The 25,604-nt window shown below is 47.1% G+C and carries 23 protein-coding genes; 7 read left to right on the forward strand and 16 right to left on the reverse strand.

All coding sequences use genetic code 11. The features are described from left to right. Nucleotides 1-2: 2 nt before the first annotated feature. From BST96_RS03960 to BST96_RS03995, 8 genes are all read right to left on the reverse strand, one after another. Nucleotides 3-2,063, reverse strand: a complete 2,061-nt coding sequence (locus BST96_RS03960; RefSeq protein WP_085757446.1) for a hydantoinase/oxoprolinase family protein — start codon at nt 2,061-2,063, stop codon at nt 3-5. Nucleotides 2,064-2,194: 131 nt separating this feature from the next. After that, nucleotides 2,195-3,103: a hydroxymethylglutaryl-CoA lyase gene (locus tag BST96_RS03965; protein ID WP_085757447.1), complete on the reverse strand. Its 909-nt coding sequence runs from the start codon at nt 3,101-3,103 to the stop codon at nt 2,195-2,197. A gap of 79 nt (nt 3,104-3,182) precedes the next feature. Continuing rightward, a complete protein-coding gene (locus BST96_RS03970) occupies nt 3,183-4,382 on the reverse strand; it encodes a CaiB/BaiF CoA transferase family protein (protein WP_085757448.1) in 1,200 nt (399 codons plus the stop codon). 72 nt (nt 4,383-4,454) lie between these two features. Beyond that, the gene (locus BST96_RS03975) at nt 4,455-5,483 is read right to left on the reverse strand and encodes a DUF4437 domain-containing protein (protein ID WP_085757449.1); all 1,029 of its coding nucleotides are present in this window, start codon (nt 5,481-5,483) and stop codon (nt 4,455-4,457) included. A 55-nt stretch (nt 5,484-5,538) separates the two neighbouring features. Beyond that, a complete protein-coding gene (locus BST96_RS03980; protein WP_085757450.1) occupies nt 5,539-5,847 on the reverse strand; it encodes a hypothetical protein in 309 nt (102 codons plus the stop codon). Nucleotides 5,848-5,952: 105 nt separating this feature from the next. Next, complete coding sequence (locus BST96_RS03985) at nt 5,953-7,155, reverse strand: CaiB/BaiF CoA transferase family protein (RefSeq protein ID WP_085757451.1); 1,203 nt, start codon at nt 7,153-7,155, stop codon at nt 5,953-5,955. 25 nt (nt 7,156-7,180) lie between these two features. Then, nucleotides 7,181-8,041: an amidohydrolase family protein gene (locus BST96_RS03990; protein ID WP_085757452.1), complete on the reverse strand. Its 861-nt coding sequence runs from the start codon at nt 8,039-8,041 to the stop codon at nt 7,181-7,183. An 18-nt stretch (nt 8,042-8,059) separates the two neighbouring features. Continuing rightward, the gene (locus BST96_RS03995) at nt 8,060-8,824 is read right to left on the reverse strand and encodes a hypothetical protein (protein WP_085757453.1); all 765 of its coding nucleotides are present in this window, start codon (nt 8,822-8,824) and stop codon (nt 8,060-8,062) included. A gap of 413 nt (nt 8,825-9,237) precedes the next feature. Between BST96_RS03995 and leuC the strand changes: the two genes are divergently transcribed. The 4 genes from leuC to BST96_RS04015 all read left to right on the forward strand — a co-directional run bounded on the left by leuC (nt 9,238) and on the right by BST96_RS04015 (nt 14,630). Then, nucleotides 9,238-10,680, forward strand: coding sequence for a 3-isopropylmalate dehydratase large subunit (leuC, locus tag BST96_RS04000; RefSeq protein ID WP_085757454.1), 1,443 nt, complete (start codon nt 9,238-9,240; stop codon nt 10,678-10,680). After that, complete coding sequence (leuD, locus tag BST96_RS04005) at nt 10,680-11,306, forward strand: 3-isopropylmalate dehydratase small subunit (RefSeq protein WP_085757455.1); 627 nt, start codon at nt 10,680-10,682, stop codon at nt 11,304-11,306. Before leuC ends, leuD begins: the two co-directional genes overlap by 1 nt. Nucleotides 11,307-11,560: 254 nt before the next feature. Continuing rightward, on the forward strand, nt 11,561-14,152 hold the full coding sequence (locus tag BST96_RS04010; protein ID WP_085757456.1) for a TonB-dependent receptor: 2,592 nt from the start codon (nt 11,561-11,563) through the stop codon (nt 14,150-14,152). Nucleotides 14,153-14,372: 220 nt separating this feature from the next. Further along, on the forward strand, nt 14,373-14,630 hold the full coding sequence (locus BST96_RS04015) for a hypothetical protein (RefSeq protein WP_085757457.1): 258 nt from the start codon (nt 14,373-14,375) through the stop codon (nt 14,628-14,630). Between the two features lie 84 nt (nt 14,631-14,714). On the opposite strand, the gene BST96_RS04020 is transcribed toward BST96_RS04015, so the two are convergent. The 5 genes from BST96_RS04020 to BST96_RS04040 all read right to left on the reverse strand — a co-directional run bounded on the left by BST96_RS04020 (nt 14,715) and on the right by BST96_RS04040 (nt 19,847). Beyond that, the gene (locus tag BST96_RS04020) at nt 14,715-15,032 is read right to left on the reverse strand and encodes a 2Fe-2S iron-sulfur cluster-binding family protein (RefSeq protein WP_085757458.1); all 318 of its coding nucleotides are present in this window, start codon (nt 15,030-15,032) and stop codon (nt 14,715-14,717) included. Nucleotides 15,033-15,161: 129 nt separating this feature from the next. Then, nucleotides 15,162-16,307, reverse strand: coding sequence for an aromatic ring-hydroxylating oxygenase subunit alpha (locus BST96_RS04025; protein WP_085757459.1), 1,146 nt, complete (start codon nt 16,305-16,307; stop codon nt 15,162-15,164). A 537-nt stretch (nt 16,308-16,844) separates the two neighbouring features. Then, on the reverse strand, nt 16,845-17,435 hold the full coding sequence (locus BST96_RS04030) for a UbiX family flavin prenyltransferase (protein ID WP_085757460.1): 591 nt from the start codon (nt 17,433-17,435) through the stop codon (nt 16,845-16,847). A gap of 50 nt (nt 17,436-17,485) precedes the next feature. Beyond that, entirely contained in the window at nt 17,486-19,054 is a 1,569-nt protein-coding gene (locus BST96_RS04035; protein WP_085757461.1) for an FAD-binding oxidoreductase, read from the reverse strand. A 112-nt stretch (nt 19,055-19,166) separates the two neighbouring features. Next, nucleotides 19,167-19,847: a Crp/Fnr family transcriptional regulator gene (locus BST96_RS04040; protein WP_085757462.1), complete on the reverse strand. Its 681-nt coding sequence runs from the start codon at nt 19,845-19,847 to the stop codon at nt 19,167-19,169. A gap of 138 nt (nt 19,848-19,985) precedes the next feature. Between BST96_RS04040 and BST96_RS04045 the strand changes: the two genes are divergently transcribed. Then, nucleotides 19,986-20,966 (forward strand): chromophore lyase CpcT/CpeT, encoded by a 981-nt coding sequence (locus BST96_RS04045; protein WP_085757463.1) that lies wholly within the window; start codon nt 19,986-19,988, stop codon nt 20,964-20,966. Between the two features lie 174 nt (nt 20,967-21,140). On the opposite strand, the gene BST96_RS04050 is transcribed toward BST96_RS04045, so the two are convergent. From BST96_RS04050 to BST96_RS04060, 3 genes are all read right to left on the reverse strand, one after another. Continuing rightward, complete coding sequence (locus tag BST96_RS04050; protein WP_085757464.1) at nt 21,141-21,992, reverse strand: DUF1295 domain-containing protein; 852 nt, start codon at nt 21,990-21,992, stop codon at nt 21,141-21,143. A gap of 17 nt (nt 21,993-22,009) precedes the next feature. Beyond that, on the reverse strand, nt 22,010-22,774 hold the full coding sequence (locus BST96_RS04055; protein WP_169713904.1) for an SDR family oxidoreductase: 765 nt from the start codon (nt 22,772-22,774) through the stop codon (nt 22,010-22,012). 114 nt (nt 22,775-22,888) lie between these two features. Next, complete coding sequence (locus tag BST96_RS04060; protein ID WP_085757466.1) at nt 22,889-24,085, reverse strand: CaiB/BaiF CoA transferase family protein; 1,197 nt, start codon at nt 24,083-24,085, stop codon at nt 22,889-22,891. A 193-nt stretch (nt 24,086-24,278) separates the two neighbouring features. Between BST96_RS04060 and BST96_RS04065 the strand changes: the two genes are divergently transcribed. Both BST96_RS04065 and BST96_RS04070 read left to right on the forward strand, forming a co-directional pair. Further along, nucleotides 24,279-25,217, forward strand: a complete 939-nt coding sequence (locus BST96_RS04065; RefSeq protein ID WP_085757467.1) for a hydroxymethylglutaryl-CoA lyase — start codon at nt 24,279-24,281, stop codon at nt 25,215-25,217. Nucleotides 25,218-25,252: 35 nt separating this feature from the next. Next, nucleotides 25,253-25,570, forward strand: coding sequence for a hypothetical protein (locus BST96_RS04070; RefSeq protein ID WP_085757468.1), 318 nt, complete (start codon nt 25,253-25,255; stop codon nt 25,568-25,570). Nucleotides 25,571-25,604 lie beyond the last annotated feature (34 nt).

Consider the following 25,604-nt stretch of genomic DNA (forward strand, 5'->3'; position numbering starts at 1 on the left):
TCTTATGCGGCTGGGTTAATTAACAGGTTGCCAATCTTATCGACCTTGGCTTCATAACCTGGTAATACCACAGTGGTTGAGTCCATTTCAGTAATAATGGCAGGACCGGGAACCGTTAATGCATCGTGCAATTTATTACGATCGTAAAGCGCACCGTTATGCTCCTGACCTTCGTAGTAGAAGCTGGTGTTCTGGATTTTACATTCTTCCAAAGAGGTACCGGCTTCACCCAAGGTGTATTCAGCAATGGCATTGGCCTTGGCTTTTACCACGGCACGGATCATTAGAATCTCGTGGCCATCATCCAGCTTAAAGGTAAACAACTGTTCGTGTTCACGGTCAAAGCTGTCTTTTAGCAAATCCATACCTTTGGCGCGAACATCTTCTTCAGTAAACTCAACGGTGATTTGGAATGCCTGACCGGCATAACGTAAATCAGCCTGGAAAGTCACTTCGTGATCACTGGTAGGAATACCATCAGCTACCAAAGACTCTCCAGCACGTTCTTGTAGCTCAAGTAAATCAGCGATTAATGTATCGCTGCTTACATCTTCCGCCATACGAATATAAGTACGGGTAGCTTCATCCTGTACCTGAGTGGTTGCATCACCGTAAGCACACAATACACCAGGGCCGGGAGGAATAATTACCGGCCAGGACTGCGCCAGCACACCCATCGCATTGGCATGTAGTGGGCCAGCACCACCAAAACAAACCAGCGCGAAGTCGCGTGGATCGTAACCTTGCTCAACCGATACCAGACGCAAAGCACCGAACATCGCTTCGTTGGCCACTTTGATAATACCTTCAGCGGCTTCCATTAAGCTGATACCTGCGGCATCGGCAATTAATTGAACGGCTTTAATAGAGGCATCGCGATTAATTTCCATCGCGCCGCCTAACTGTGCATCAGAGGGCAAGTAACCTAATACAACGTTGGCGTCACAAACAGTCGCCTGCTCACCACCTTTCATATAACAAGCAGGGCCAGGTACTGCACCGGCAGACTCAGGGCCAACACGTAAAGCTTTGGTTAGCTCAGGCACAAAGGCCAGAGAACCACCACCAGCACCTACCGTACGAACATCCACTGAAGGAGCACGCACACGCACATCGCCAACAATGGTTTCACGACGAACGCGGGCTTTTGAATTTTGAATTAACGCTACATCGGTAGACGTACCACCCATATCAAACGTTAGGATGTCGTCGTAGCCTGCGCGACTACAGAAGTAGACTGCACCAGTAACACCACCCGCAGGGCCTGACATAAGCAGGTTAACCGGTGACTCTGCAGAAGCGCGGCCAGAAGCCAAGCCACCGTCAGAGCGAAGAATGGATAACAAGGTATCCTCAGACATTTTTTCTTTTAAAGCGCCTTGCAGATTATCTACATATTTGGCTACTTCAGGACGAACATAAGAGTTAACAACCGTTGTTTCAGTCCGCTCGTATTCCTGCATTTCAGGAACCACTTCGCTGGAAATGGAGATATGCACATCGCTAAAGATTTCTTGCGCGATGGCTTTGGCTTTAACTTCGTTTTCGCCATTAATATGCGCATTAATAAAGCAGATGGTTAATGCCTCAATACCACCCTTGGCTTTTAATGCGGTTAAGTCGTCGCGTAATTTAGCTTCATCTAAATCGCGAACCACTTTACCGTCTGCATCCATACGCTCCTGCGCACCGATGGTTAACTCTAGCGGGGCCAGCAAAGGCTTCTTATTAAAAGTCACCCAACCGCCAAGACCGCCTGGGCAAAATGAACGAGCGACCTGTAAGGTGTGCTCATAACCGGCAGTAGTTACCAAACCTACAACAGAGCCTTTACCCTGAAGCACAGCATTGGTGGCAACGGTGGTACCGTGCATAACACGGTTAATTTTTTTGGGGTCAACACCAGACTCATCACAGATACGGGCAATACCGTTAAGTACACCGATGGATGAATCTTCAGGAGTGGAAGGAACTTTGGCGGTATTGGTCTCACCGGTTTCTTCATTGATTAAGAGTAGATCGGTGAATGTTCCGCCGACATCTACGCCGAGACGATAACTCATTGCTATTTCCTCTTGGTTTGGTGTGAGTAAGTGTGCTGCTCACATTTTAATTATTGTTACCTTAGTAGGGTGGATTAAAATCCACCTTTTTCAAACGCTGTGTTTTGGTGGATTGTAATCCACCCTACGAATTACAGCGTGCCTTTTTCTTGCTGACGCTTTAACCAACGCATTGAATGACCACCATCACAATTACCGGTCAACTCAGTCGCCAAATCGGTAGCGGCAATTAATTTATTTAAATCAACACCCGTATCAAAACCCATTTGCTCAAACAACACCACAATATCTTCTGTGGCCACATTACCGGTAGCACCCGGCGCAAAAGGACAACCCCCCAAACCACCGATAGAGGCATCAAAAATACGAATACCTGCTTCAAGGGCAGCATAGGCATCGGCAACACCAAAACCACGGGTATCGTGGAAGTGAGCACCTAAACTTTCAGCACCATATTCAGCGATTAGCTGCTTATATAACGAGGTGACCTGCCCAGGGTTAGCAGCACCAATAGTGTCCGCCATAATAATAGTTTTTGCACCGGCCTCTAAAAACTGGCCCGTCATTTCTATAACGACTTTGTCATCAACAATGCCTTCAAAAGGACATTCCCATGCTGTTGCAATATAAGGAATGGCCTCAATACCGTCCTTTTTACCCGCTTCGATAATATCAACCGTCAGGGCAATAGCTTCAGCATTGTTTTTGCGAATATTTTTTTCGTTCATGGTATTGCTGGCAGCAATCGGGAGGTTAACTATTTTTACACCCGCATCACGAGCCAACTCATAGCCTTTCTGGTTGGCGACTAACGCAGAAAAAGCCACATCAGCCGAAGGCAGGCTGGCAGCAATTTCATCAGTACCCGCCATAGCAGGTACTGCTTTAGGATTGACAAAGCTACCGATTTCAACCGCGGGTAATTTTGCATCAACCAATGCATTAATTAACTGCAACCTTTCAGCGGGCGTTAAAATCTTGGCCTGATTTTGCAAACCATCACGGGGGCCAACATCATTAATAAATACTTTTTCTGTCATCAACTTTGCCTTCTATCTCGTAGGGCGGATTACAATCCACCATCGATGCCGGATTACGCTTCGCTAATCCGGCCTACTATTACTTGATTACGCCTTCTTCTTTTAGTGCCGCGATTTCATCGGCGGTCTTACCCATTACCTCAGAAAGAATTTCATCTGTGTCCTGCGCTAATACAGGCGCGGGCGTAAAACTCTCTTCATTGGTACGAGAGAACTTAATAGGGTTACCCGGGCCTTTAGTAGACTTGCCATTGGGATGACCCAACTCGATCACCATATTGCGGTGCAAGACTTGCTCATCACTTAATGCCTGAGAAAACTTATTCACAGGTGCTGCAGGAATACGTTTCTCGTTTAACTGATCCAACCAGAACTTGGTGGTATTGGTGGCAAAGATTTCGTTCAGGTTGCCATCAATAAAATCTTTAGCGGCCAAACGACCTGGCTGACCATCAAACTCTTCTTTTTCAAAACCCTCAAAGTTAACGACCTGTTTCAGGTTCTGCCAGAAGTTATCGGTAATAACAGCAATAACCAAGTGGCCATCTTGGGTTGGATAGGTGTTATAGGGAACGTGTACAAAGTGGCTATTGCCGATGGGGAATGGATCTTCACCGGACATAAAGTGCATGGTTGCCATATAGTTCAGCAATGAAATCTGCACATCTACCATAGAGATATCAACATGCTGGCCTTCACCAGAACGCTCACGCTCTAATAAAGCCGACTGAATACCCATAACCGCAAACATACCGCCGCCTAAATCACCGATAGGAATACCGGCACGCATAGGGTGGTTAGCATCTTCACCAGTGATAGACATACCACCACCGTAAGCCTGCGCCACCTGATCAAAGGCTGGACGCTTTGAACCCGGGCCATCAGAACCAAAACCTGAAATAGAACAGGTAATAATTTTGGGATTAACTTTTTTCAGATTATCGTAATCAATCTTTAGTTTCTGCGGAACGCCCGCACCAAAGTTACTGATCACCACATCAGATTCTTTTACCAGATCATAAAATAATTGCAGACCCTTTTCTGATTTCAGATCCATACAGGTAGTGCGCTTATTACGGTTTAGGGTAATAAAGTATGCACCCATACCATCAATGGAATTATTCGGGTCGGTGGCTAACAACTTACGTGTGCCCTCACCGTGCGGCGGTTCAACTTTAATCGTATCAGCGCCCAAGTCTGAAAGAATCATGGCACCATAGGGACCTGACAACATATGGGTCAAATCGATAATGCGAATGCCTTCTAAAGGTTTGTTCATTATTTATATCTGCTTTCTAAGTAAAAATTCAGGGGCAGTCAAACTGCCCCCGTTTATGCACATCTTCAACGACTAGTGATCGTGGCTATGGCCGTGATCGTGGTCATGGCTGTGCGGTTCACCTTCAGGGTGAGAAGCGCTGTGATCATGATCGCCCTCATACTGATGGTAGTGACCGTGGCCAGAAGCCAGATCCAGATCAGCCATACCACCACGACGAATCATAGTATCTTCAAAGTCTGTGATACTGTGTGGGTGGTTGTGGCTGCGGCTGTAACCCCAACGGTACAACAGTGGATCACGCTTGGTCATACGAGCCAAAGAACGGTCCGCATTTTCTACTGGCGTAGTCCATGGGTTGTAGTGGAAGTGATTAAACAGTTTAGAGTCAGTACGACCTAAAGCGATACAACCGTAGGCAGAAGCAAACGAGCCGTGGTTGATATACGCAGGACGCCAGAAGTAACCGCCCGTCGGGATTTCACCAAACTGCATCATCCAGCTAGTGCCCCAAATATGGTAAGACTCTTCCGCACAATCGTGGTAAGAAATATTGTCCTGGCTAAAGTTAGGTGTCATACAGTACAAGAACGTTAGCGCCTGGCTGTTAGGGTTAAAGTTCAATACTTTAACAAGACAACCGGTTGCAACAGTTGGGCTGGTTACACCACCGCTTGACCAGGGAATGTCGTCGTAAGAGCTAACATCGTGGTACAGGCCAGTCTGGCATAGTGCATGATGCTCATCACTTTCGTGATGATCAGGAGCGCCAGTGTTAAACATCATTAGAACTTCAGCACCTTGCTCGGTGGTTAACTCACCCAGTGAGTAACCCGCAGGCAAATAGAAGTAGTGACCTTTGCCGTAGCGCTTGCCACCGATATTGATACTGCCCTGAATAACCATCATTTCGTATTCAGACATGCTGAACCCTGGTGGACGCTTGTAGCCGCCAGCCAGTTGAACATTCATAGAACATGCGCCAGTTTCGTTATCAAAACTCAGCATTTTGTAGCTAAAGCCAGTACCAAAACCTGGTAGGGCCATTTTTTTCCAGTGGACATCGCGATCGCAAAACGGTTCGATATGTGGGCGTGCCATAGTTATTCTCCTAAAACTTTATCTGTTCACAGCTAAAAGCGTGATATTGAATTTATTATTTGCCTTCTACTTCTTCGATTGACTGCTCGCCGTATTTCCAGATCACGATATCTTCGCGACCTTCAGGCTTAACAGGAATATCAGCTTCCGGGATTTGCACCTTGGTATCCGCATCGGCGTTAAAACCGCGGGTTTTCAGGCGGTGAAAAAACTCGGCATACCATTGCTCACGACTCGGCTTAAGTGCAGCCATTTCGTCGTAAATTTTCTGGTAGCGAACTTCTTGTTCTGCCGATTCTTCCTTGATCCACTCCTCAACCTCAGGGGTGCGCTCTGTGTCTATCTTGGTGTTCATAAAAGTCATAACAAACTCCCGTCGTGTAAACTCAACAATCTAACTATAGTTATTAAAAGTACTGCTTTTTTGTAAAACTTTACTGCCGTTCCCGCGCAGGCGGGAATGACGGTATTAACTTGGAACTTTCACTGTTCCAGCAGCTAACATGGCATCAATCGTAGCATCAGCCAGGCCAGCTTCCTTTAACACTTCAACACTGTTTTCACCTAAACGCGGTGCCAGCTTTCTGATCTCAGCAGGCGTTTTAGAAAAATTCATCGGTGGACTACTCATACGCACACGACCTTCGGTCGGATGATCAAACTCCTGCCAGAAGCCTGTCTCAACCAGATGCGGATCTTCAACCAATCCATCCAGGGTATTCACTACCATCATCGGTACTTTGGTGTTACCCAATAAATCCAACCACTCCTGACGCGTCTTGGTGATAATAATCTCGCCAGTCGCTTTATAGGACTCATTAATATTTTGCAGGCGCAAACGCATATTTAAAAAGCGAGGGTCTTCGGCCAGATCAGGACGCTCGGCCAATTCGCAGAAAGTATTCCAGTGGTTATCCCAGTAAGGCAGTACCGCCAGATATAAGCCATCTTTGGTTTTATAGGGACGGCGGTGTTTTGCCATCAAACGTACATAACCGGCTTCGCCAATATTGGGTTCAAAGGTTTTACCCCACAAGTGCTCGGTCATGACGTAAGAAGCCATGGTCTCAAACATAGGCACTTCAACTTCCTGGCCTTCACCGCTGCGCTCACGATGAAATAAAGCAGCCATAACAGCCTGAACAACCATCAACGCCGTCGTCTTATCCGCAACGATGGTAGGCAGATAACGCGGCTCACCTTCAACCATGCTTTGCAGCATAGCGATACCGGAAGCGGCTTGAATAGAATCATCCAAGGCACCCTTTTCACCATAGGGACCATTTTTTGCGTAACCATAAGCACCGCAATAAACGATATCAGGCTTTAATGCTTTAACGTTATCGTAGGAAAAACCTAAACGATCAATCGCCTGTGGACGAAAGTTATGAATCAGCACATCGGCCGTTTTTAATAACTCACGCAAGGCCGCTTTACCGTCATCAGACTTTAAATCCAAGGCAATACTGCGCTTGTTGCGGTTACAGGTCAGATAAAGAGAACCCATATCCGAGTTATTGCTATGAGGGCCTAAATTACGGTTGGTATCACCTTCCAGCGGCTCTACTTTAATAACATCTGCACCCAAGTCGCCCAACATTTGGCAAGCATAGGGTCCCAGCACAACACTGGTCATTTCAACAATTCTGATACCGTCTAATGGAGATGGCATTTAATTCCTCTCTTAAAGCTTCTTTTTATAACTTGTATAGTTTGGTCACGTTTTCGTTAACAAACTTTTTACGCACATGGGGTTTCAAATTGAAATCATCAATTTCATCCAACGTGCGCTTAAAACGAAGTACCGGGAAGTCAGAACCAAAAATCACTTTATCCTGACCGTAAGAGTTAATGTACTTCACCAATGATTCAGGCCAGTACTGTGGGCTGTGAGCATCGGTACAGATATAAACATTTTTATGCTTCCAGGCCATGGCAATCATTTCTTCTGTCCATGGAATACCTACATGGGTACCGATTAATTTTAGCTCTGGCAAATCACAGGCAATATCATCCAGATAAATCGGACGACCCACACTGCGACAAGGCTGATCAGGGGCATAAATTAATGACTGGCCCACCTGCATCTGAATCGGAATATCCAACTCAATACACTTGGCATAATAAGGATAATATTTTGCTGCATTTGGCGGCAGGTCAAACCAGTGCGGATAAAGGTGCGCACCAATAAAGTCCATATTTTTAACCGCATCTTCCATGGCGCGAACACCTTTCATACCCAAGAAAGGATCAACACCAATTAAACCGCGAAAGCGATCCGGGTATTTTTGTACTGCATCTGCCACCACTTCAGGAGGCATATGATAAGAACCGGGTAGACCGGGGCGACCACTTTTTGCCGCCACTAAAAAACTCATCTGAATACCAGCTTCATCCATCTGCTCAAGCATCACTTCCAGTGAAATACCACCGCTGTCGTGCTTGCCTTTCATTTTGTCGATAAAGAAACCATCGGTCCAACCGGGACGATGTGACAGTGCCTCATTGGTCCAGATATTAACTACGGCATCAATGGCCTTGTAATCGTGATCACTCATTTAACATCTACTTCCTTTTTATAAACCTAAAAATGCGATGGAGGAGCCACAGGCGAAAATAGTGGCACCGGCAAAGGCATGACCATAACGCTCCATACTTGGCAGGCGACGCGCCTTAATACCAATCGCTTTTAAACCTACCGTACTCACAAATACTGCAAACATCATCGTCAGCATGGTTACCGCACCAAACACACCAGTGACAGCCACCAGGCCCACGGTGCTTTCTTTGGCAGCAGGGTACATTAATAATGGAATCAAAGGCTCACAAGGGCCCAGGACAAAAATTATAAAAATAGCCCAGGGACCAACTTTGCCAGCCGCCTTTTCACTCACGCTGCCATCATCGGCTACTGTTACTTTTTGATCGTGAACATGGGCATGCTCAGTTTTATGAGTATGTTGGTGAGAATGTAATTTACCGTCGTGGCGATGCCAGTGGGTATGAGGTTTATTCAGATAAGCTCGGCGCATACCCCAAACAAAATACAATAAACCAAAGGCGATTAAACACCAGGCCGCCAAATCACCGCGTACCGATTCAATCATTTCCAATTTGCCGACCTGCATTTGCAAAGCCACGCCGACAAAACCCAAACCAATGGAACCCAGGATATGACCAAAGCCACAAAAGGCAGTGACAGCCATCATCTTCTTAACGGTCCACTTACGAGCCACCCCCATAGACACAAAGGGCAGGTAATGATCTGGCCCCATTAAGGTATGCACAAAAGCAATTGTGGCCGCACTGATAATAAGTACGTTAATTTCAGGACTAAACATGAATATCTCTACAGGCAGGCTATCAATAAACAGAGCCCGGCTTGTTTGTTCGTTATCAATTAAATTACAGCGGAGATGAGCACCATGGAAACCGAGTGGTCATCCAAACTGTGCTGCACTTTACAAGACGCTGTTTGCAATCCACCTTAGCAAAGATCAAATTCCTAAGGCTCATCACAAATATCATAAAGATATAACGTTAATACATTTAAGCGAAATTATGCTAGCATAAGGCCAAATATGCAAGTGGCAATGCGATAAGGGTCTGTAGCTACACTCACAACCCTGATGGATTCGCAGCACAGCAACCATCGGATGACCTGATCCCGTGGACAGAGGCCCTTTACTCAGTAAAGACCGCTTTTGACACTTGCACCAGTAATTTTGAAAAAAAGCTAAGCTATTGATTTAAAATGGAAAAAACACTTTTTGAAAAGCTATGGGACCAACATACTGTCGCCGACCTTGGCGATGGCAATGCTCTCATCTATATAGACCGCATTTTCCTGCATGAGCGCACCGGCTCCATTGCCCTGAAGAGCCTGGAAGCGGACCAGCGCAGCGTGCGCAGCCGTTCCCGCGTTTTTTGCACTATGGACCATATTGTCGATACATTCCCGGGCCGCGGCGACAAAACGCTGATGCCTTCGGGCCATCTGTTTATCAAGGCCACCCGCGAATCCGCCAATGCGGCGGGCATTACCCTCTATGATATCGACGACAAAGATCAGGGTATCGCCCATGTTATCTCTCCGGAGCAAGGTATTGCCCTACCCGGCACAACACTGGTTTGCCCCGATAGCCATACCTGCACACTTGGCGGGCTGGGTGCGCTAGCCTGGGGAATCGGCTCATCCGAAGCCGAGCACGCCCTGGCCACCAATACCCTGCGGGTACAAAAACCCAAAACCATGCGGGTGCAATTTAACGGCGAACTGCCCTTTGGCTGCACCGCCAAAGATATGATTTTGCACCTTATTGGCCAACATGGCGCCGCTGGCGGCTCAGGCTATGCCGTTGAGTTTACCGGTGAGGCTATCCGCAATCTGGCCATTGAAGCTCGCCTGACCCTGTGTAATATGGCGGTAGAGTTTTCTGCCTTTACCGGTATTATCGCCCCGGACCAGACCACGATTGATTATGTAAAGGGAAGAAACTACGCGCCCACTGGTGATCAATGGCAGCAAGCTGTTGCAGCCTGGCAGCAAATGCATACCGATACAGGCGCCCAGTTCGATAAAGAGATTGTTATCAACTGTGCCGATATCGCCCCCACCGTCACTTGGGGGACCAGCCCGCAACATGCCGCCGCTATTAATAGCCAAGTGCCAAATCCGGCTGATATGACTGACGGCCATGACCGCGAGTCCACCCAAAAGGCGCTGGGCTACCAAGACCTGCAAGCCGGTCAGACCATTCACGATATTGCTATCGATGCTGCTTTTCTTGGCTCTTGCACTAACAGCCGTATTAGCGATCTGCGAGCTGCCGCCCAACTGGTCGCGGGCCACACTATCGCACCCACTGTTAAAGGGGTTGTTGTACCCGGTTCTCGCAATGTTAAACGGCAGGCAGAAGCCGAGGGTCTGGATAAGATATTTACCGACGCCGGCTTTGAATGGCGTGATTCCGGCTGCTCTATGTGCTTTTTCGCTGGCGGAGAAACCTTTGGCGCGGGCAAGCGAGTGATATCCAGCACCAACCGCAACTTTGAAGGCAGACAAGGCCCGGGGACGCGCACCCACCTCGCCAGTCCCTTAACAGTCATAGCCTCGGCCATTACCGGCCGTATCACCGACCCTCGCGAACTATTGGAAGTCGCCCAACCTGCTATGCAGTCCAATGGGAGTGTCTAATGGAAAAGTTTACTGAACATACCGGTGTTGCCGCCCCAATCTTGCGCATTAATGTCGATACCGATGCGATCATCCCCTCGCGGGAAATGAAACTGGTCTCCAAGCAGGGGCTGGGAGAAGGGCTATTTGCCGGTTGGCGCTATAGCAAGCCCGGCAGCCGGGATATCAATCCGGACTTTATCCTTAATAAAGACGAATACGCCAATACCAGTATTATTCTCTCTGGCTCAAACTTCGGCTGTGGCTCATCCAGAGAACATGCAGTCTGGGCTTTAAAGGAATATGGCATCCGGGCCATTATTGCTCCCAGCTTTGGTGCTATTTTTCATCAGAATTGTATTCGCAACGGTATCTTACCCATAACCTTAAGCGAAGAAGCCATCAATACGCTGGCACAACAGATTGAACAGGCGCCACAGCAGCAGCCGTTGACGATCAATTTACCCGCACAGCAAATCATCTCAACCGACAGCAAGCAGCGCTATATTTTTGATATCGAGGACTCGCATAAGGATATGCTGGTTAACGGCCTTGATGCCATTGCACTAACCCTCTCCATGGAAGATCAAATCGCCGAATTTGAAAATAACGATCGATCCCAACGCAGCTGGGCCTATCTGGACTAAGCCGCCGCAACGCTGAACAAAGAGCCATCACCAAGCCCTGCCTGAAAAGTGTATTTCGCTTATTAATTAGCCGAATTTGAAGTTTCCCACTCCAGAACTAAACTAAGCTACAACTTTGGTTATAAAAAAAAGTGTGAATCAGTTAAAAAGTATAAAGGTATAACTTTACTACATTGCATTCATTACCTATCCTTATTGCAGTCTTTTACTATTAAAAAGTATTACAAAAATATCACTACATCTGGGAGTTTTCGATGATCAAACGCAGCGCACCCTTACGCCGCTCCAAGCTGACGCTAGCAATAGCCATGGCGACCCTGACTACAACAGCACCTACCTTTGCACAGGAAGGGCTATTTGTAGAAGAAATTCTGGTAACCGCTCGTAAGCAAACAGAAAGCTTGCAGGATGTTCCATTAGCACTATCGGCTTTTAGCGCCAATGAAATTGAAACACTGGCGATCGAAAGTACCGAAGATGTTATCAAGCTAACACCGGGGTTAACCTATACCCGCGGTATTGGTGGACAGGATTTACGTCCTGATATTCGTGGTCTGACCCCTCTATCCGGTCGTGCCAATATCGCCATCCTGGTTGATGGTGTAGATATCACGTCCGATGCTCTGCAAGGTACCGGTGCCGGTCAAACGGTTGCACTGGGTTTATATGACCTTGAGCGAATTGAAGTTGTACGCGGCCCCCAGAGTGCACTGTTCGGTCGAAACGCCTTCGGTGGTGCGATTAACTACATCACTAAAAAGCCTTCTTCTGAATTTGAAGGTAGCATTAACTTAGAAGCGGCCGAGTGGGAAACCTATAAAGCCAAAGCCAGCTTATCTGGCCCAATCACCGATAATATTCTTTACCGATTAAATATCGCCCACTCTGAGACCGGAGGTCAGTATGACAACCCTTCGGAAGGCAATAGATTGGGTGAAGAAGAAGTTGACTCCATCTCTGTGGCATTACAGTTTTTACCTACAGACGATATCGAAATCTTAACCCGTCTGGATTACTCCGATCAGGAAATGGGCCATACCGCAGTTGGTTATAACGGCGCCAACGCTTGTTTTACTGAAGACTATGACGAGACAGTTAAAGTCGTCACCAACGATGTCACGACTGGTGCACCGGTTGACGTAAGAGATTGTGATACCGCTGCCGGTGAAAACGCTGGTGCTCGTTTTTACGGTACCACCCCTGACTTTGATGAAAGCCAGATCGGCCTTTCTGATGATTCACGCTTTGGTACTGAAACCGAGCAACTACAGTGGACCACATTGGTCAGCTACGAATTTGCAGACGACTATACCTTTACTTCGAATACCGCCTATACCGATATGGAAGGTACGGATTCTTTCGATCTGGATTACAGCCCAACCGTCACCTCCGTTGGTGACTGTATCGGCTTTGCTCCTGCTTTTGTTCCCGGTAGCTGTAGCAGCCAGGGCCTACCCAATTTCCAGCTAAGTTCGCTGGCAGTATTTCCATGGGTAGACGGTGATAACCCATTTAACTATATCTCTGACCGTGACTACGAACGTGAAGTTATTTTCCAGGACTTCCGTCTAAGCTTTGATGCTGGCGACGATGTTCGCTGGTTAGTGGGCCTTGAGTATTACTATGAAGAAACCAATCAGGATGACTATTCTGCGGCCAATGGTAGCAATCTGGACCGCAACGGCGGCACGGTAACAGGTAAGATTTCAGCCTTCCCACCACCAGCCGGTACAGTCGTTACACAAACCTGGGATGGATCACCTTTCACCGCCGAGCGTGAAGTGAACTCTTTCGGCATCTACGGTAGCTATGACTGGATGTTCCAGGAAGACTGGGAGATTTCATTATCTTTCCGTTACCAAGAAGAAGAATTTGATATCGAATACGACAATTCAATTGCTTCAGGTTTAGTACCTACACTTGTTGACCCATTAACCCCGGTCACTAAAGCCGATGGTGACTATGATGCATTTAACCCCCGTGTTGTATTAACACATTACTTAAACGACGACATTATGCTTTATGGTTCTGTGTCAAAGGGTACCAAGCCTGGTGGACACACTATCGAACCTGATATTTCTGCAGCCCCTGGTGCCGACGTAGACAAGCTAACCTACGATCAGGAAGAGTTAACCTCTTACGAATTCGGTTGGAAAACCAGCTGGATGAATGATCGTTTTATTGCCAACGGTGCTTTATTCTTAATGGATAATACTGACAAGCAGGCAAATAACCGTGAGTATGTAACCGTTTCAGGCACACCTCGAAGCTTTGTTGATAATATCGGTGAAACCGAAATTCAGGGTCTGGAATTACAACTGGTTGGCGCCGTCAACGAGTACTGGACTGCAACACTGAACTACGCCTTTATCGAGACCGAAGTTACCGATTTCCAGAACCAAAGTGCATACGGTATTCCTTCACCCCCACGCGGTACTCCAGCAGATGAAGCAACGCGACTGGCTCTAGCCGACCCCGATGCTGACCAGAGTGGTAATGACCTACCTTACACGCCAAAGCATAACTTACAGCTAAGCAACAACTTTGATTTTGCTGTAGGTGATGAGTTTGACGGTTACCTTCGAATTGATGGCCGCTTTATGTCTGAGCGCTATCTTTCAACGGATAACTTAAGCAAGGTTGACGACGCTATTGTTTGGGACATTAAAGCCGGTATCACTAACGGTGTTTACGAAGTCACAGCCTATCTGGATAACGTTGAAAACGAAGACGCTCCAGCCAGCGCGATCACCTTCCCGCGCTTTGCCGAGAACCTTCGTGACCAGGCACTGGTTTACCCACGCGCTAAGAGAACAGCAGGTGTTCGCTTTAAGTATAACTTCTAAGCCAGCATCTAATGTTTAAACAAAAGGGGAGCTTCGGCTCCCCTTTTTTATTGCAACCAGGGCAACATAACGGGCAAAACAACCATGGAGCAACTGTCTCACAGCCCGCAAAAACCCTGAGCTTTTAGGCAATTTAAACGCCCAATACCAGAATATTTTGGTATACTGGGCGCCACTTAAGAATTATTTTTATATCGGGAATAACTGGGAGTAAACAACTATGTCAGATGGTAAATGTATCGTAGCGGGTGAAGATTGCGCCTCAAAAAACTGTGCTGACGGATGTATAGCACAAGAAATTAAAGATTTGGGTGATAGCCTGGATGAAAACATTACATTCAGCCTTGAAGCCTCTAAAGACTTAACACAAGTGCCAAAACTGTTTCGTAAGATGGCGTTAAAAACCATTCTTAAAGGCGCTAGAGGAGAAGGCGTTACTGAGATTGATCGCGCATTTGCGGACAAGTTTAAGCCTTAATATCTGTCCAGAAATCGCAGGCAAAAAAATCCCGGCAATGACCGGGATTTTTTTTTGCCTGCAGCTTTTGACTGCGACAACTGTCTAGTCTTCCGGAGCCAGGATAACCTGGATGCCATCCAATTCTTCAGTAAACTCTACCTGACAACCTAAACGTGATTCATCTTCACGGTAGTATTCGCTCTCTTCTACCAAAACCTGCTCATCACCGCTACGGGCTGGCAATTTGGCATTTACATCAGCCGGTAGATAAATATGGCAGGTCGCGCAGGAACAAACCCCACCGCAAATAGCCGCTATATCCTGGCCATTAGACTGAAGGACATCCATCAGGCTATAACCAGTATCAGACTCGATTACCGCATCATTGCCATCACGATCAATTACATTAAGGACTGCCATTGCTCTATAAACCTCTTTCTTGAATAAAGTGTTGCTCTGTTTAAACAAAACCGCCAAGCACGAAGTGCTTAGCGGTTGCGATTGTATCAATTAATACAGCAAAGTATTAACTAAAAATTCTGGTATTTATTACTCACCAGCAATCAGTGGTACCGGATCAAATACCCAGCCTTTCTCAGTACGACGACGGGGAGAAGGTATAGCAAAAATCTTATTGTGCTTATGACGATCGATTTCAGCGCTATCAATACGCCAGCCTTTAGCATCCCATTGTTTCAACATTTTGCGGTATGAGACAATCATCTTATCCGCCGGCATCATCACTTCAGAGGTCATATTATCTGGCGTTAAGGGTGGCTGAATCTCTTCCAGCACTACCACGTCATCCTCAGCAATAGCACCGTTCATATCACGGATATCATCATCATCGGCGACATCTTCAGGCAAGAAGTTGGACATACTCACGTTAAACGCCTTGGTATTGTAATCATCGATCGGCGTTTCATAGAGATACTGGTGCATAAAGTTGGTCGTAGTCATATGGATATAAGTCCACACATTGTTGGGGCCACTATGACCAGCACCCGCTTCCAAATCACCTTCTTCCGTACGGGAAGTCTCACCGGCATGTGCCGTCTCGTGAGTACTCGGCGGCGCCTGGAATGTCAGCATAAAGCCAGCACCCCAATCGTGATCAGTCAGGTCGTATTCCTGAACTTTATAGGTATCTAAACGCGCCCCTGAGAAACCGTGACGCTCATGCACAAACTCATTATGGGCAGGGTCAATGCCGTTTTCGACATTGCGCTCATAGTTGGATTTTAGCGGCCAGGTCTGGGTAACCCAACGCCATTCATCACCGGAGTAATCAATGCCATTGGGATTATTATGAGGACGTAATAGGGGGGGACGCTCGTCTTCTGGCAAGTCGCCAAGAAAGGCCCAAATAACACCATGCTCTTCATGTACAGGATAAGAATCTACTTTGGTACGAGCAGGGATCTTCTGGTTATCTTTACCCAGCGAAGGAATGTACTTACAGTCGCCGTTACCATCAAACTGCCAACCGTGATAAGGGCACTCAACATGGCTGCCATTCATTTTACCCTTCGATAAAGCGCCACCACGGTGAGAACAAACATCATGCAAGCAATGGGCATTCCCGTCTTCATCACGGAACAGGACAAAATTCTGCTTTAGAAAAGTAACACGGTGCGGCTTGTCTGACGGCACATCTGCGGTTTCTGCCATCGCGTACCAAAAGTTAATATACATATTATTCTCCTAAACACGCTAAAGCGTTGTTTGTGCAGCCGGGCTAGCCGGCTATATTCGTGCTGTTAATGCCGTACGCTCAACTCAGGGAAGCGAGCAATAACAATCGGCGCATTATACCTAACAACCACAATTTTTGGATGGAAATTGAACACCAAAGGCAGCTAAGTCATTGTTTTTTACAAAACTTTACGTTTTTTAAATACCCTTATAAATGGGTACAAGCTTACTACGACTTAAACTAAAAGATAGATGACTAACGGGAGAAATAAGCGCTTCTAACCCCGCCCATCAACGTCGTTTCCGCGAAGACAGGAATGACTGCCCGTAGGGTGGATTATAATCCACCGGTTATGATTGCTTCGAGCAGGGCCCTGGTGGATTATAATCCACCCTACAGTCCAGCCGTCTTGAAAACTCTGATTGACTTAAAATGCCGACGCCACGATACCCCTGGTCTTATTTAAGGCCTTTCACGAAAGCAGGTAGTAACCACCGTATAGTTTCGAGAATTTAACCGCATTGCCCAAGACCGAGCTAGCCAGCATCAACGCCCCAACGCTTGACCATGCCCGTATCAATATCGAATAAATCCAATACCCTACCCACACTATGATTAACAATATCGTCAATGGATTCAGGCTGGTTATAAAAGGCAGGTAATGGTGGCGCGACAATCGCCCCCATCTCCGACAGAGCTGTCATGGTGCGTAAGTGCCCGGTATGCAAAGGCGTTTCTCTAACCATCAGTACCAGCTTACGACGCTCCTTTAAAATCACATCGGCGGCACGGGTTAAGAGTGAGGAAGTAATCCCTGAGGCAATCTCTGACATACTGCGCACCGAACAGGGAGCTATGACCATCCCCATCGTAGGAAAAGAACCACTGGAAATAGAGGCCCCCACATTTTTTACCGAGTGCACCTCATCCGCCAAAGCATGCACATCTTTGGCCTTGATATCCATCTCATAGCCCAGCGTCAGCTCGGCGGACTTACTCATCACCAAATGCGTTTCAATATCGGTTTCTTTTAACATCTCCAGCATTCTTACTCCGTAAACAATACCGGAGGCACCTGAAATACCAATAATCAGGCGACGGGGTGAGGCATGGGACTGATCAACCATAATGCGTATATTCCTGCTCGTTATTCTCAATGCTACAAGAATAGCCTAAATTACAATCCAAGACAGCCCGGATTAATCCGTCGTGTCGGGTCAACCACGGCTTTAATCGCTTTAATCAATTCAAAGGCTTCAGGTTTAAGGCCATCCCTATAGATATATTCTTTGCCCACCTGCAGATGAGATGCCCCCATCTCGGAAAAAGCAGCGACTAACTCCTTGCGCATCGATTCAACCGCATGGCGGGCTTCCAGGTTTGCGCCAAAACCTTTCTGCTTAGCCAGTACATTACCTTCAACCGTTTCCCGGTGTAATTCATTAAGCTCATCCGGCCAAAACCACAGCGGCTCCATAAAAAAGCAGTTAGTGGACACGGTAGTAAACAGAAAGCCGGTAACAATATGATGCTTTTCAATCATATCGCTATATTTTTCATAAATAGCCTCGGTGACTTTGACGGACTCAATCACTTTTGAATGGGGCAACAAAGCATGTACCGGCACCCAACGCTCACCCTGCGGACCCACCATATTATTGAGAGGGTTAAAGGGGTTGGCACGTACAATAGACGGCACCGAGTTTTCGATTTTTTTACCACCAAACTGTTGGCAAATCGCCGCTATCTGATCAGCCACTTCATCGGCGGCGGCATCGCAACGCTCTTCAACATTGGCATGCACAGGGTAGCTGGCGTTTTTAACCAGACGGCGGCCTGCCATCGCAATTTTGGCGCCCTGTTTGACGGCACCTAATAAAGAGTCCTGCGCTTTTAATACCCCGCCTAGCGCTTTTACATCATTCATTAAGCTATCGCGCTGGGCCCGTATTTGACCGAGACCAGGATCAGTACCAAACATTTGTGCCGCCAAATGTTGCCGTGAAATTTCACTGAGAGCTTTTATCTGACTCTCATAATTATCAAAATCATAAGAGACATGACGGATCGATTTAAACTCTGGCATTAAACGCAATGTAATCGTCGATTTAATACCCAGGGCTCCGGTATCACAGGTAAATAAACCGGTTAGGTCAGGCCCAAAATGACGGAAGAAAGGGCTGCCATTTTTTTGCGCGGCAGAACCTGTTGAAAGCACTGAACCATCCGCTAGCACCACATCCAAACTGACCACAGAATCCGCAGAGGCCCCAAATAAACCCGCGCCAAAAAATACCGAACTCTGGGAAATACTGCCGCCCACTGTGGCATGAAAGCCGGATAGCGGCCCCCAAAAAGGTGTGCGTAAACCGGTATCTTTTAAGGCTTCGTACAGTTTTTTCCAACTGCAGCCCACCTGTACCGTGACATACATATCTTCCTGATTAATCGCAATAACAGCATCCATACGGCTGGTATCCACCAAAATGCTATCGTCCTCTTCAGGCACATAACCACTGGTATAGGACATACCACCACCACGGGGGACTACGGCAAAACCTGCAGCAACGGCAGCGGCCACCAGACGGGATAACTGCTCGGTAGTTTCCGGCTGTACCACACAGGCTGCGGTTTTATCCCGGGTAAAAACATCCTGCGCATATAAAATACAGGATGCCTCGTCGGTCAGCACATAATCTGGCCCGACAATCGCTGCCAGGGTTGCGCTAATTGATTCACTACTCATAAATAGATATTTCCAGAAAATAGGCCCCAATACTTAGCTGGGGTGATGAGTATAGAAGTTTAAAGGGCGGCGAATATTGAGCGTTGAGAATTATCAATATTTTACGTTTAGGCTAGTTAGAAAAGGCCAACTGCTTTAATTGCTCCGCATCCAACACTTCAACATGATGGGCTGATTGAATTTTAATAACACCTTCCTTTTGCAAGCGGCTAAATGCACGACTAACAGTCTCCAGGGTCAAACCCAGATAGTCAGCGATATCCTGCCGGGTCATAAATAATTCAAAACTAAAACCACCGCTAATGGTTTGCCGGTCTTTTAATTGCTGTAATAAAAACCCCAAGCGCTCATGGGCCTTTTTTTGCCCCAGTGCAAACAGCTGATCAAATAAGCCCAACATCACTTTGTTGCCAATCACTTCGACATTTTTTTTCAGTGTGGGTATTGCTTCACCCAAACGAATAAAATCATGTCGCGAACACTCTAACACCCTGGCAGGGGTCAGAGTCTGAACACTGTATTCAAAAAAATCATTATGGGTGAAGCCCACAAAATTACCGGGAAACATAAACGACATAATCTGGCGCCGGCCATTCTCGGAGGAGCGCTCCACCATCAACACCCCTTCTTCGATGATATAAATCGAATTGGCATTAGAATGTTGATGAAATAGGTACTCACCAGCCGCGACATCCTTCGAGCGAGAGATAGCCATCAACTGCGCGACTTCAGCCTCAGATAAACCCTCGTAGAGCGCGACCTTATGGCAAGGTAATTGGGGAGTTCCCGACATCGATGATGTACTCGTTTAGTCATTGCGATTGAGCGGGAATTGTACACTATTTTTACCCACTGACATTAATCAAAGCATGGCCACAGGCATCTTCTATACTAAGCAGAACGCCATACCAACCACCACCACGAGAACGCCATGCTTAACCCACGATTCATTGCCCTCTGCGGCCTGCTAACCCTTGCCGCCTGCGCCACCCTCCCCGCCGCCGATAATAGTCTGGAGCAGGATTTTCAGCGCTTTGTGCAGTGGTTTGAGGGTGAATACGACAATCACGAGCAAGTATGGCAGCAACGGCAAGATAAGGCCGAAGTGCTTAAAGAGCATATTCACCATATCTTTAAGGCCGTGGATACTCCGGCGATTGGCCCCCATACCTTCTTTGTAAAACAGACCATACCCACTGATAGCAACCGGGTATATCGGCAACGGTTATATCAGTTAAGCAAAGATGAGCAGCGACAAGCCATTGCGCTTAAGATTTATCGCTTTAAAGATGAGGCCGCTTACCAGAATGCCGATAGCAATAGCGAGATATTAAAGGCGCTCACTCTGGATGAGCTGGTTTCTATTCCTGGTTGCGATGTCTATTGGACCTTTGCCGATAATGCCTATACCGGCCAAATGGATAAAGCTAGCTGCTATTACTTTTCCAAAAATCTGGATAAAACGATTTATGTGACCGACAGCCTTAAGCTCACTAAAGATACTATCTGGATTAATGATTCAGCGGTCGATGAAAACGGCGAAGCTGTTTATGGCGACAAAGATGGCGTAGCCCATAGAAATCGCAAGGTAAGCTATTACACTGGCTGGGGTGGTTTTGAAAAACAGCGCATTGACCCAACAGCAAAAAAAGATGAATGGGTTTTTATGCAGGGTATCCGCATTCATAATGAAGGCCAACGCCTTCCTTTGCTGGATAAAGATGGCAGTGAATCCGGCGTAGAAATTCAATTAGCGAAACTAACTTATCAAAATACTAAGGTGCCTATTTTGGTATTAAAGTTTTTTAAGACAGGGGAAGAACAATCTTTTGCTTATAGTTGGGCAGAAAGTAACTCGGCCCGGGTTGGCATTAATATGCGATGGATACAAGCAGGATTAACCCGAGAATAACCCCAGCCCCCACTCACTCTTCGAGTTCTCGCAGTAGTTGTAGGGTGGATTATAATCCACCAACACCAACACCAACCCAGAGTCTTCAGAACCGGTGGATTATAATCCACCCTACAATACTTAACTAGCGACGGATTTTTTATACATCACTTCCGCGCGGGTGGGAATGACAGACTATCGACTAAATTTCGGCCACAGACTTGGCACCGTCTTTTTATACTCCTGATAGGCTGGGTCACTACTGTATTGTTGATCTTTTTTAATATCACCCCGCCTTGCCGAGTCCACCATCAAAGCAAATAAATAAAACGGCGATATGGCGGCGGCAAGGTACTCATACCAAGCCTGATAAAAATCCAGACCCGCAACAAAAACACCTACGACAAAAATAATTTCACCCAAATAGTTTGGGTGACGGCAGCTGGTATATAAACCTATATTGCAAAAAGAACGGCTGGTCGCTTTAAAAGCCTGCTTCTGCGCATCGGCCAGGGTTTCCATCACCAAATCCACTATCATCAAGATCACACCAAAGGCCAGTGCCATTGGCAATTCAAGCAAACCTTCTGCGGGATAGCGTGACACCACAAAATACGAGGCCAGGCTATAAAAGAGATAATTCCAACTGGTAAAAACCCATAAAATAATTTTTACAAAAAAGGGCATAGCCTGGCTGGCATCCTTTATCGCCGCCCGGGTTTGAGCATAACTGGGGTTGTTGTAGCGCCTATATTGAAAGATCATTAACCGAGCGCCATAGAGCATCAACATAATGCTAATCAGCGATGCCATTAGCGGCGGCTGGTAATAAAGCAATAATATGGCGTTAAGTGATAGCGTTGCCCCCGCATAACCAAAGGTAAACACATGCACAAAGTTAACAAAGGTAATCAGGCAAATAAGCTGGCTAAGCAATAATAAATACAGATATAAAGGACCAATAACAGCCTGGTTATACATCCAATAAAACAATAACCAGGAACTGATCAAGCAGACTGGCATTAATGCCCTTAATGGCCCTTCCATAACTTCAACCCTTATTCTTAATCGGCTTTTAAGGCTTTAAAACGAGGTTCAAAGTCTTCAACACGCTCACCGACCACAGCCATAATTTCATAGGACTTATTATCAGCAGAGCTAGATTGCAGTGCTGCCAAAACAACGCGGGAAACATCTTCACGCCTAATTGGCCCACCCTTTAATTGATCACCCTGATAAAACTGTACCACTTGCTCAGGGCCAGGCTTATTGGTTAAACCGCCCGGACGAATAATGCTATACGTAACACCGCTGGCGCGAAGCGCTTCTTCACCTTTAAATTTCCACTTTAATACATCGTTAGCAATGCGGTTAAGAAAGTGATCTTCCTGCGTCACCCCCATTGATGAAATCAGCACAAACTTTTTGATGTTATTCTCTTTGGCAAGGTCAACCAAATGCACTGTGCCTTTATAATCGATCCACTCCGGGGTGGCTTTGCCTTTGCTTTTTAGACCAGCACCGGCGGTATTAATCACCACACCAACACCTTCAAACGCCGCAGCCAGGCTTGGCTTATCCGTCAGGTCAGCCTTAACCAGCGGTACATTATCGCCCAGCGCTTCTCTACCCCGGTCAAGGTCGCGGACCATGGCTTTGACCGTGTAATTTTGTGCCAACAGGTCACGCACAATCAGTTTGCCCGTGCCCCCAGTCGACCCAACGACTAAAATAACATCACCTTTGGCGACAGTCGCTGCCGCAGCCCCTGTAGCCATTATTAGCAGTAACAGAAAAGTACTGATAGCTTGCTGAATAAAATGCCGCATAGTTATGTCCTTGTTATGATTTATTGATGCTGCCAACATAAACCAGCCACAAAAAAAAGCCACCCTTTTTCAAAGATGGCTTTTGTTTTTACACTTCTTTACTTAGCATTATACTTATTCGACGCGGATAACCCCGTCGGCAATCATCTGCTCAATATCGTCATTGGCATAACCCGCCTCTGCGGCGGCTTCTTTAGAATGCTCGCCCTCACGGGGAAGGTCCTGACGTACACCTAAGCGCTCACCAGAAAACTCAATGGGCAGTGCAGGCAATTTAACGACTTCGCCATCTTTATCACCGCCAGTTAAGGTCAGGTCAACCAAGCCACCGGCATTAAGATGTTCATCATCAAACAGGTCAGCAGGTTTATTAATAGGTGCAAAAGGAATACCGGCCTTATCCAGGCGAGACATCATTTCTTCTTTGCTCATACTGGCAAACATATCAGTAATCACCGGTACAATTTTGTCGCGCTGTTTAACCCGCTCATTATTCAAGTTAAGTGATTCATCGGCAGAAAATTCCGTTAATTCAAACTCATCACAGAAACGCTTCCACAAAGAATCAGACACCACACCGACAAAAACACGCTCAGCATCTTTGGAATGGAAAATATCGTAAACCGACCAGGCGCTGCGACGAACAGACATTGGCGGTGGCTCTTCACCAGAAACAGCCTGCTGTGCCATATGCTGGCCAACCATATAGGCGGTGGTTTCGTACAGGGAGCTAGTGACTTCTTTACCTTTGCCAGTGCGGTGACGCTCTTCAAGGGCCGCCAAAATACCGATAACACCGAACATGCCGCCAGTAATATCAATTACTGAAGAACCTGCCCGCATGGGACGGTCAGGCAACCCCGTCATATAAGCCAGGCCGCCCATCATCTGGGTCACTTCATCCAAGGCAGTGCGGTGCTCATAAGGGCCCGATAAAAAGCCCTTTAATGAACAATAAATCAAACCGGGGTTATCGGCACTGAGCTGCTTATAGCCAAAGCCCAATTTATCCATGGCACCGGGGCGGAAGTTTTCAATCACTACATCCGCTTTAGCGGCCAGACGCTCGGCCAATTGATGGCCCTGCTCTGACTTAAGGTCAACACAAAGACTTTTCTTATTGCGGTTATACATGGGGAAGTAACCCGCACCAGAGCCTTTTAGGCGGCGAGTATTATCACCCTTCAATGGCTCTACTTTGATCACATCGGCCCCAAGGTCAGCAAGGATCACCCCTACAGTAGGCCCCATCACCATATGGGTAAATTCAACAACTTTTATGCCTGACAATGGCAGCTCTTTCTCAGCCACGTGGCCTCCTCTCAATTGCGTTTTATCAATAACGGCGTACTTAATGACTGCTAACCTGAATAGACTCAAAGCACGCAAATCAGTACAATTGACTATATGATATAACAATAGGCTTTATATGTTAAGGAAGAGTTAAGAGACAAATGTCACAAACTCCCTGACAGTGAGCCTTTACCCACAACAGGTTAAAGCAATGGCAAATTTTGATATAGAAATCAGTGAGGTAGGCCCTCGCGACGGGCTTCAGAGCATTAAGGCGATTATGCCTACCGAGGCTAAAAAAGCCTGGATCAAGGCCGAATTTGAGGCTGGCGTGCCAGAAATCGAGGTGGGATCCTTCGTTTCCCCCAAATTGCTGCCTCAGCTAGCGGATACCGCCGAGATTGTCGCCTATGCCCGCACCCTGCCCGGTTTACAGATTGCGGCCCTGGTCCCTAACCTGCGTGGCCTTGAAGCTGCGGTTAAAGCTGGCGTGCATAAAGTCGGTATCCCCTTTTCCCAGAGTGAAACCCACTCTATTAAAAATGTGAAGAAAACCCACCCGGAAATGCTGGCCGAAATTCAGCGCTGTGTGGAGTTTCTACAAACAGTGCCCGCTGAGCAGCGCCCTCGCTTTGAAGTTGGCTTATCTACAGCGTTTGGCTGCACTATTGAAGGCAATGTCGATGAGGATGTAGTGGTTAGCAATGCTGAGAAGGTACTGGAAATTGGTGCCGATGAAGTGGGCCTGTCCGATACCACCGGTTTTGCCAACCCGGTACAGCTAAAGCGTATTACCCAGCGTATTTGGGATAGCTGCGGCAAAGACAAACTTATGGGTGTTCACCTGCATAATACCCGCGGCCAGGGTCTGGCCAATGTGCTGGCCGCTGTTGAAATGGGTATTACCACCGTTGACGCTTCGCTGGGCGGTATTGGTGGCTGCCCCTGGGCACCCGGCGCCTCCGGTAATATTGTGACAGAAGATTTAGTCTGGATGCTGGAAGCTATGGGCCTGAAGACTGGTATTGATATCGACAAGCTATTAGCGGTCAGAGAGTTAGTCAAAGAGGCCCTGCCCGATGAGCCGATGTATGGCTTTATCCCGGATGCCGGTGTACCCAAGGGCTTTGTACCGGCCTCGGCAGTTTAATTGCCTGCCCAGCTACTCAGGCGTACTATATAGCCATGATAACCAAGCTTTTGTTAATACTGCTGGTCATCAGCAACACTTGGTTTGCCAAGTTCTCAATAGCCTCTATTGAGAATAGCCCGGCCTTGATGCAAGCCGCCGGGCAAACCATGGCAGGCAGCCATGACTGCTGTGATGACGAGATACCCACCGACAGTGATTGTTTAAATCACTGTTTTCATCTGCTCTCTGTATCACTGGCCAAGACTGAACTGCCAAGCGCCTCCGCCGTTAGTAATAACAAAACCATTGAGCTGATAGAAACGGCTCCCTCCCCGCCCCATACCGGAGTTTTTCGTCCACCTATCGCCTGATCATTAGCCTATTTTTTTTAATTGATCAGGAAGC

It is taken from the genome of Oceanicoccus sagamiensis, from assembly GCF_002117105.1.
GTDB classification, from domain to species: domain Bacteria; phylum Pseudomonadota; class Gammaproteobacteria; order Pseudomonadales; family Dasaniaceae; genus Oceanicoccus; species Oceanicoccus sagamiensis.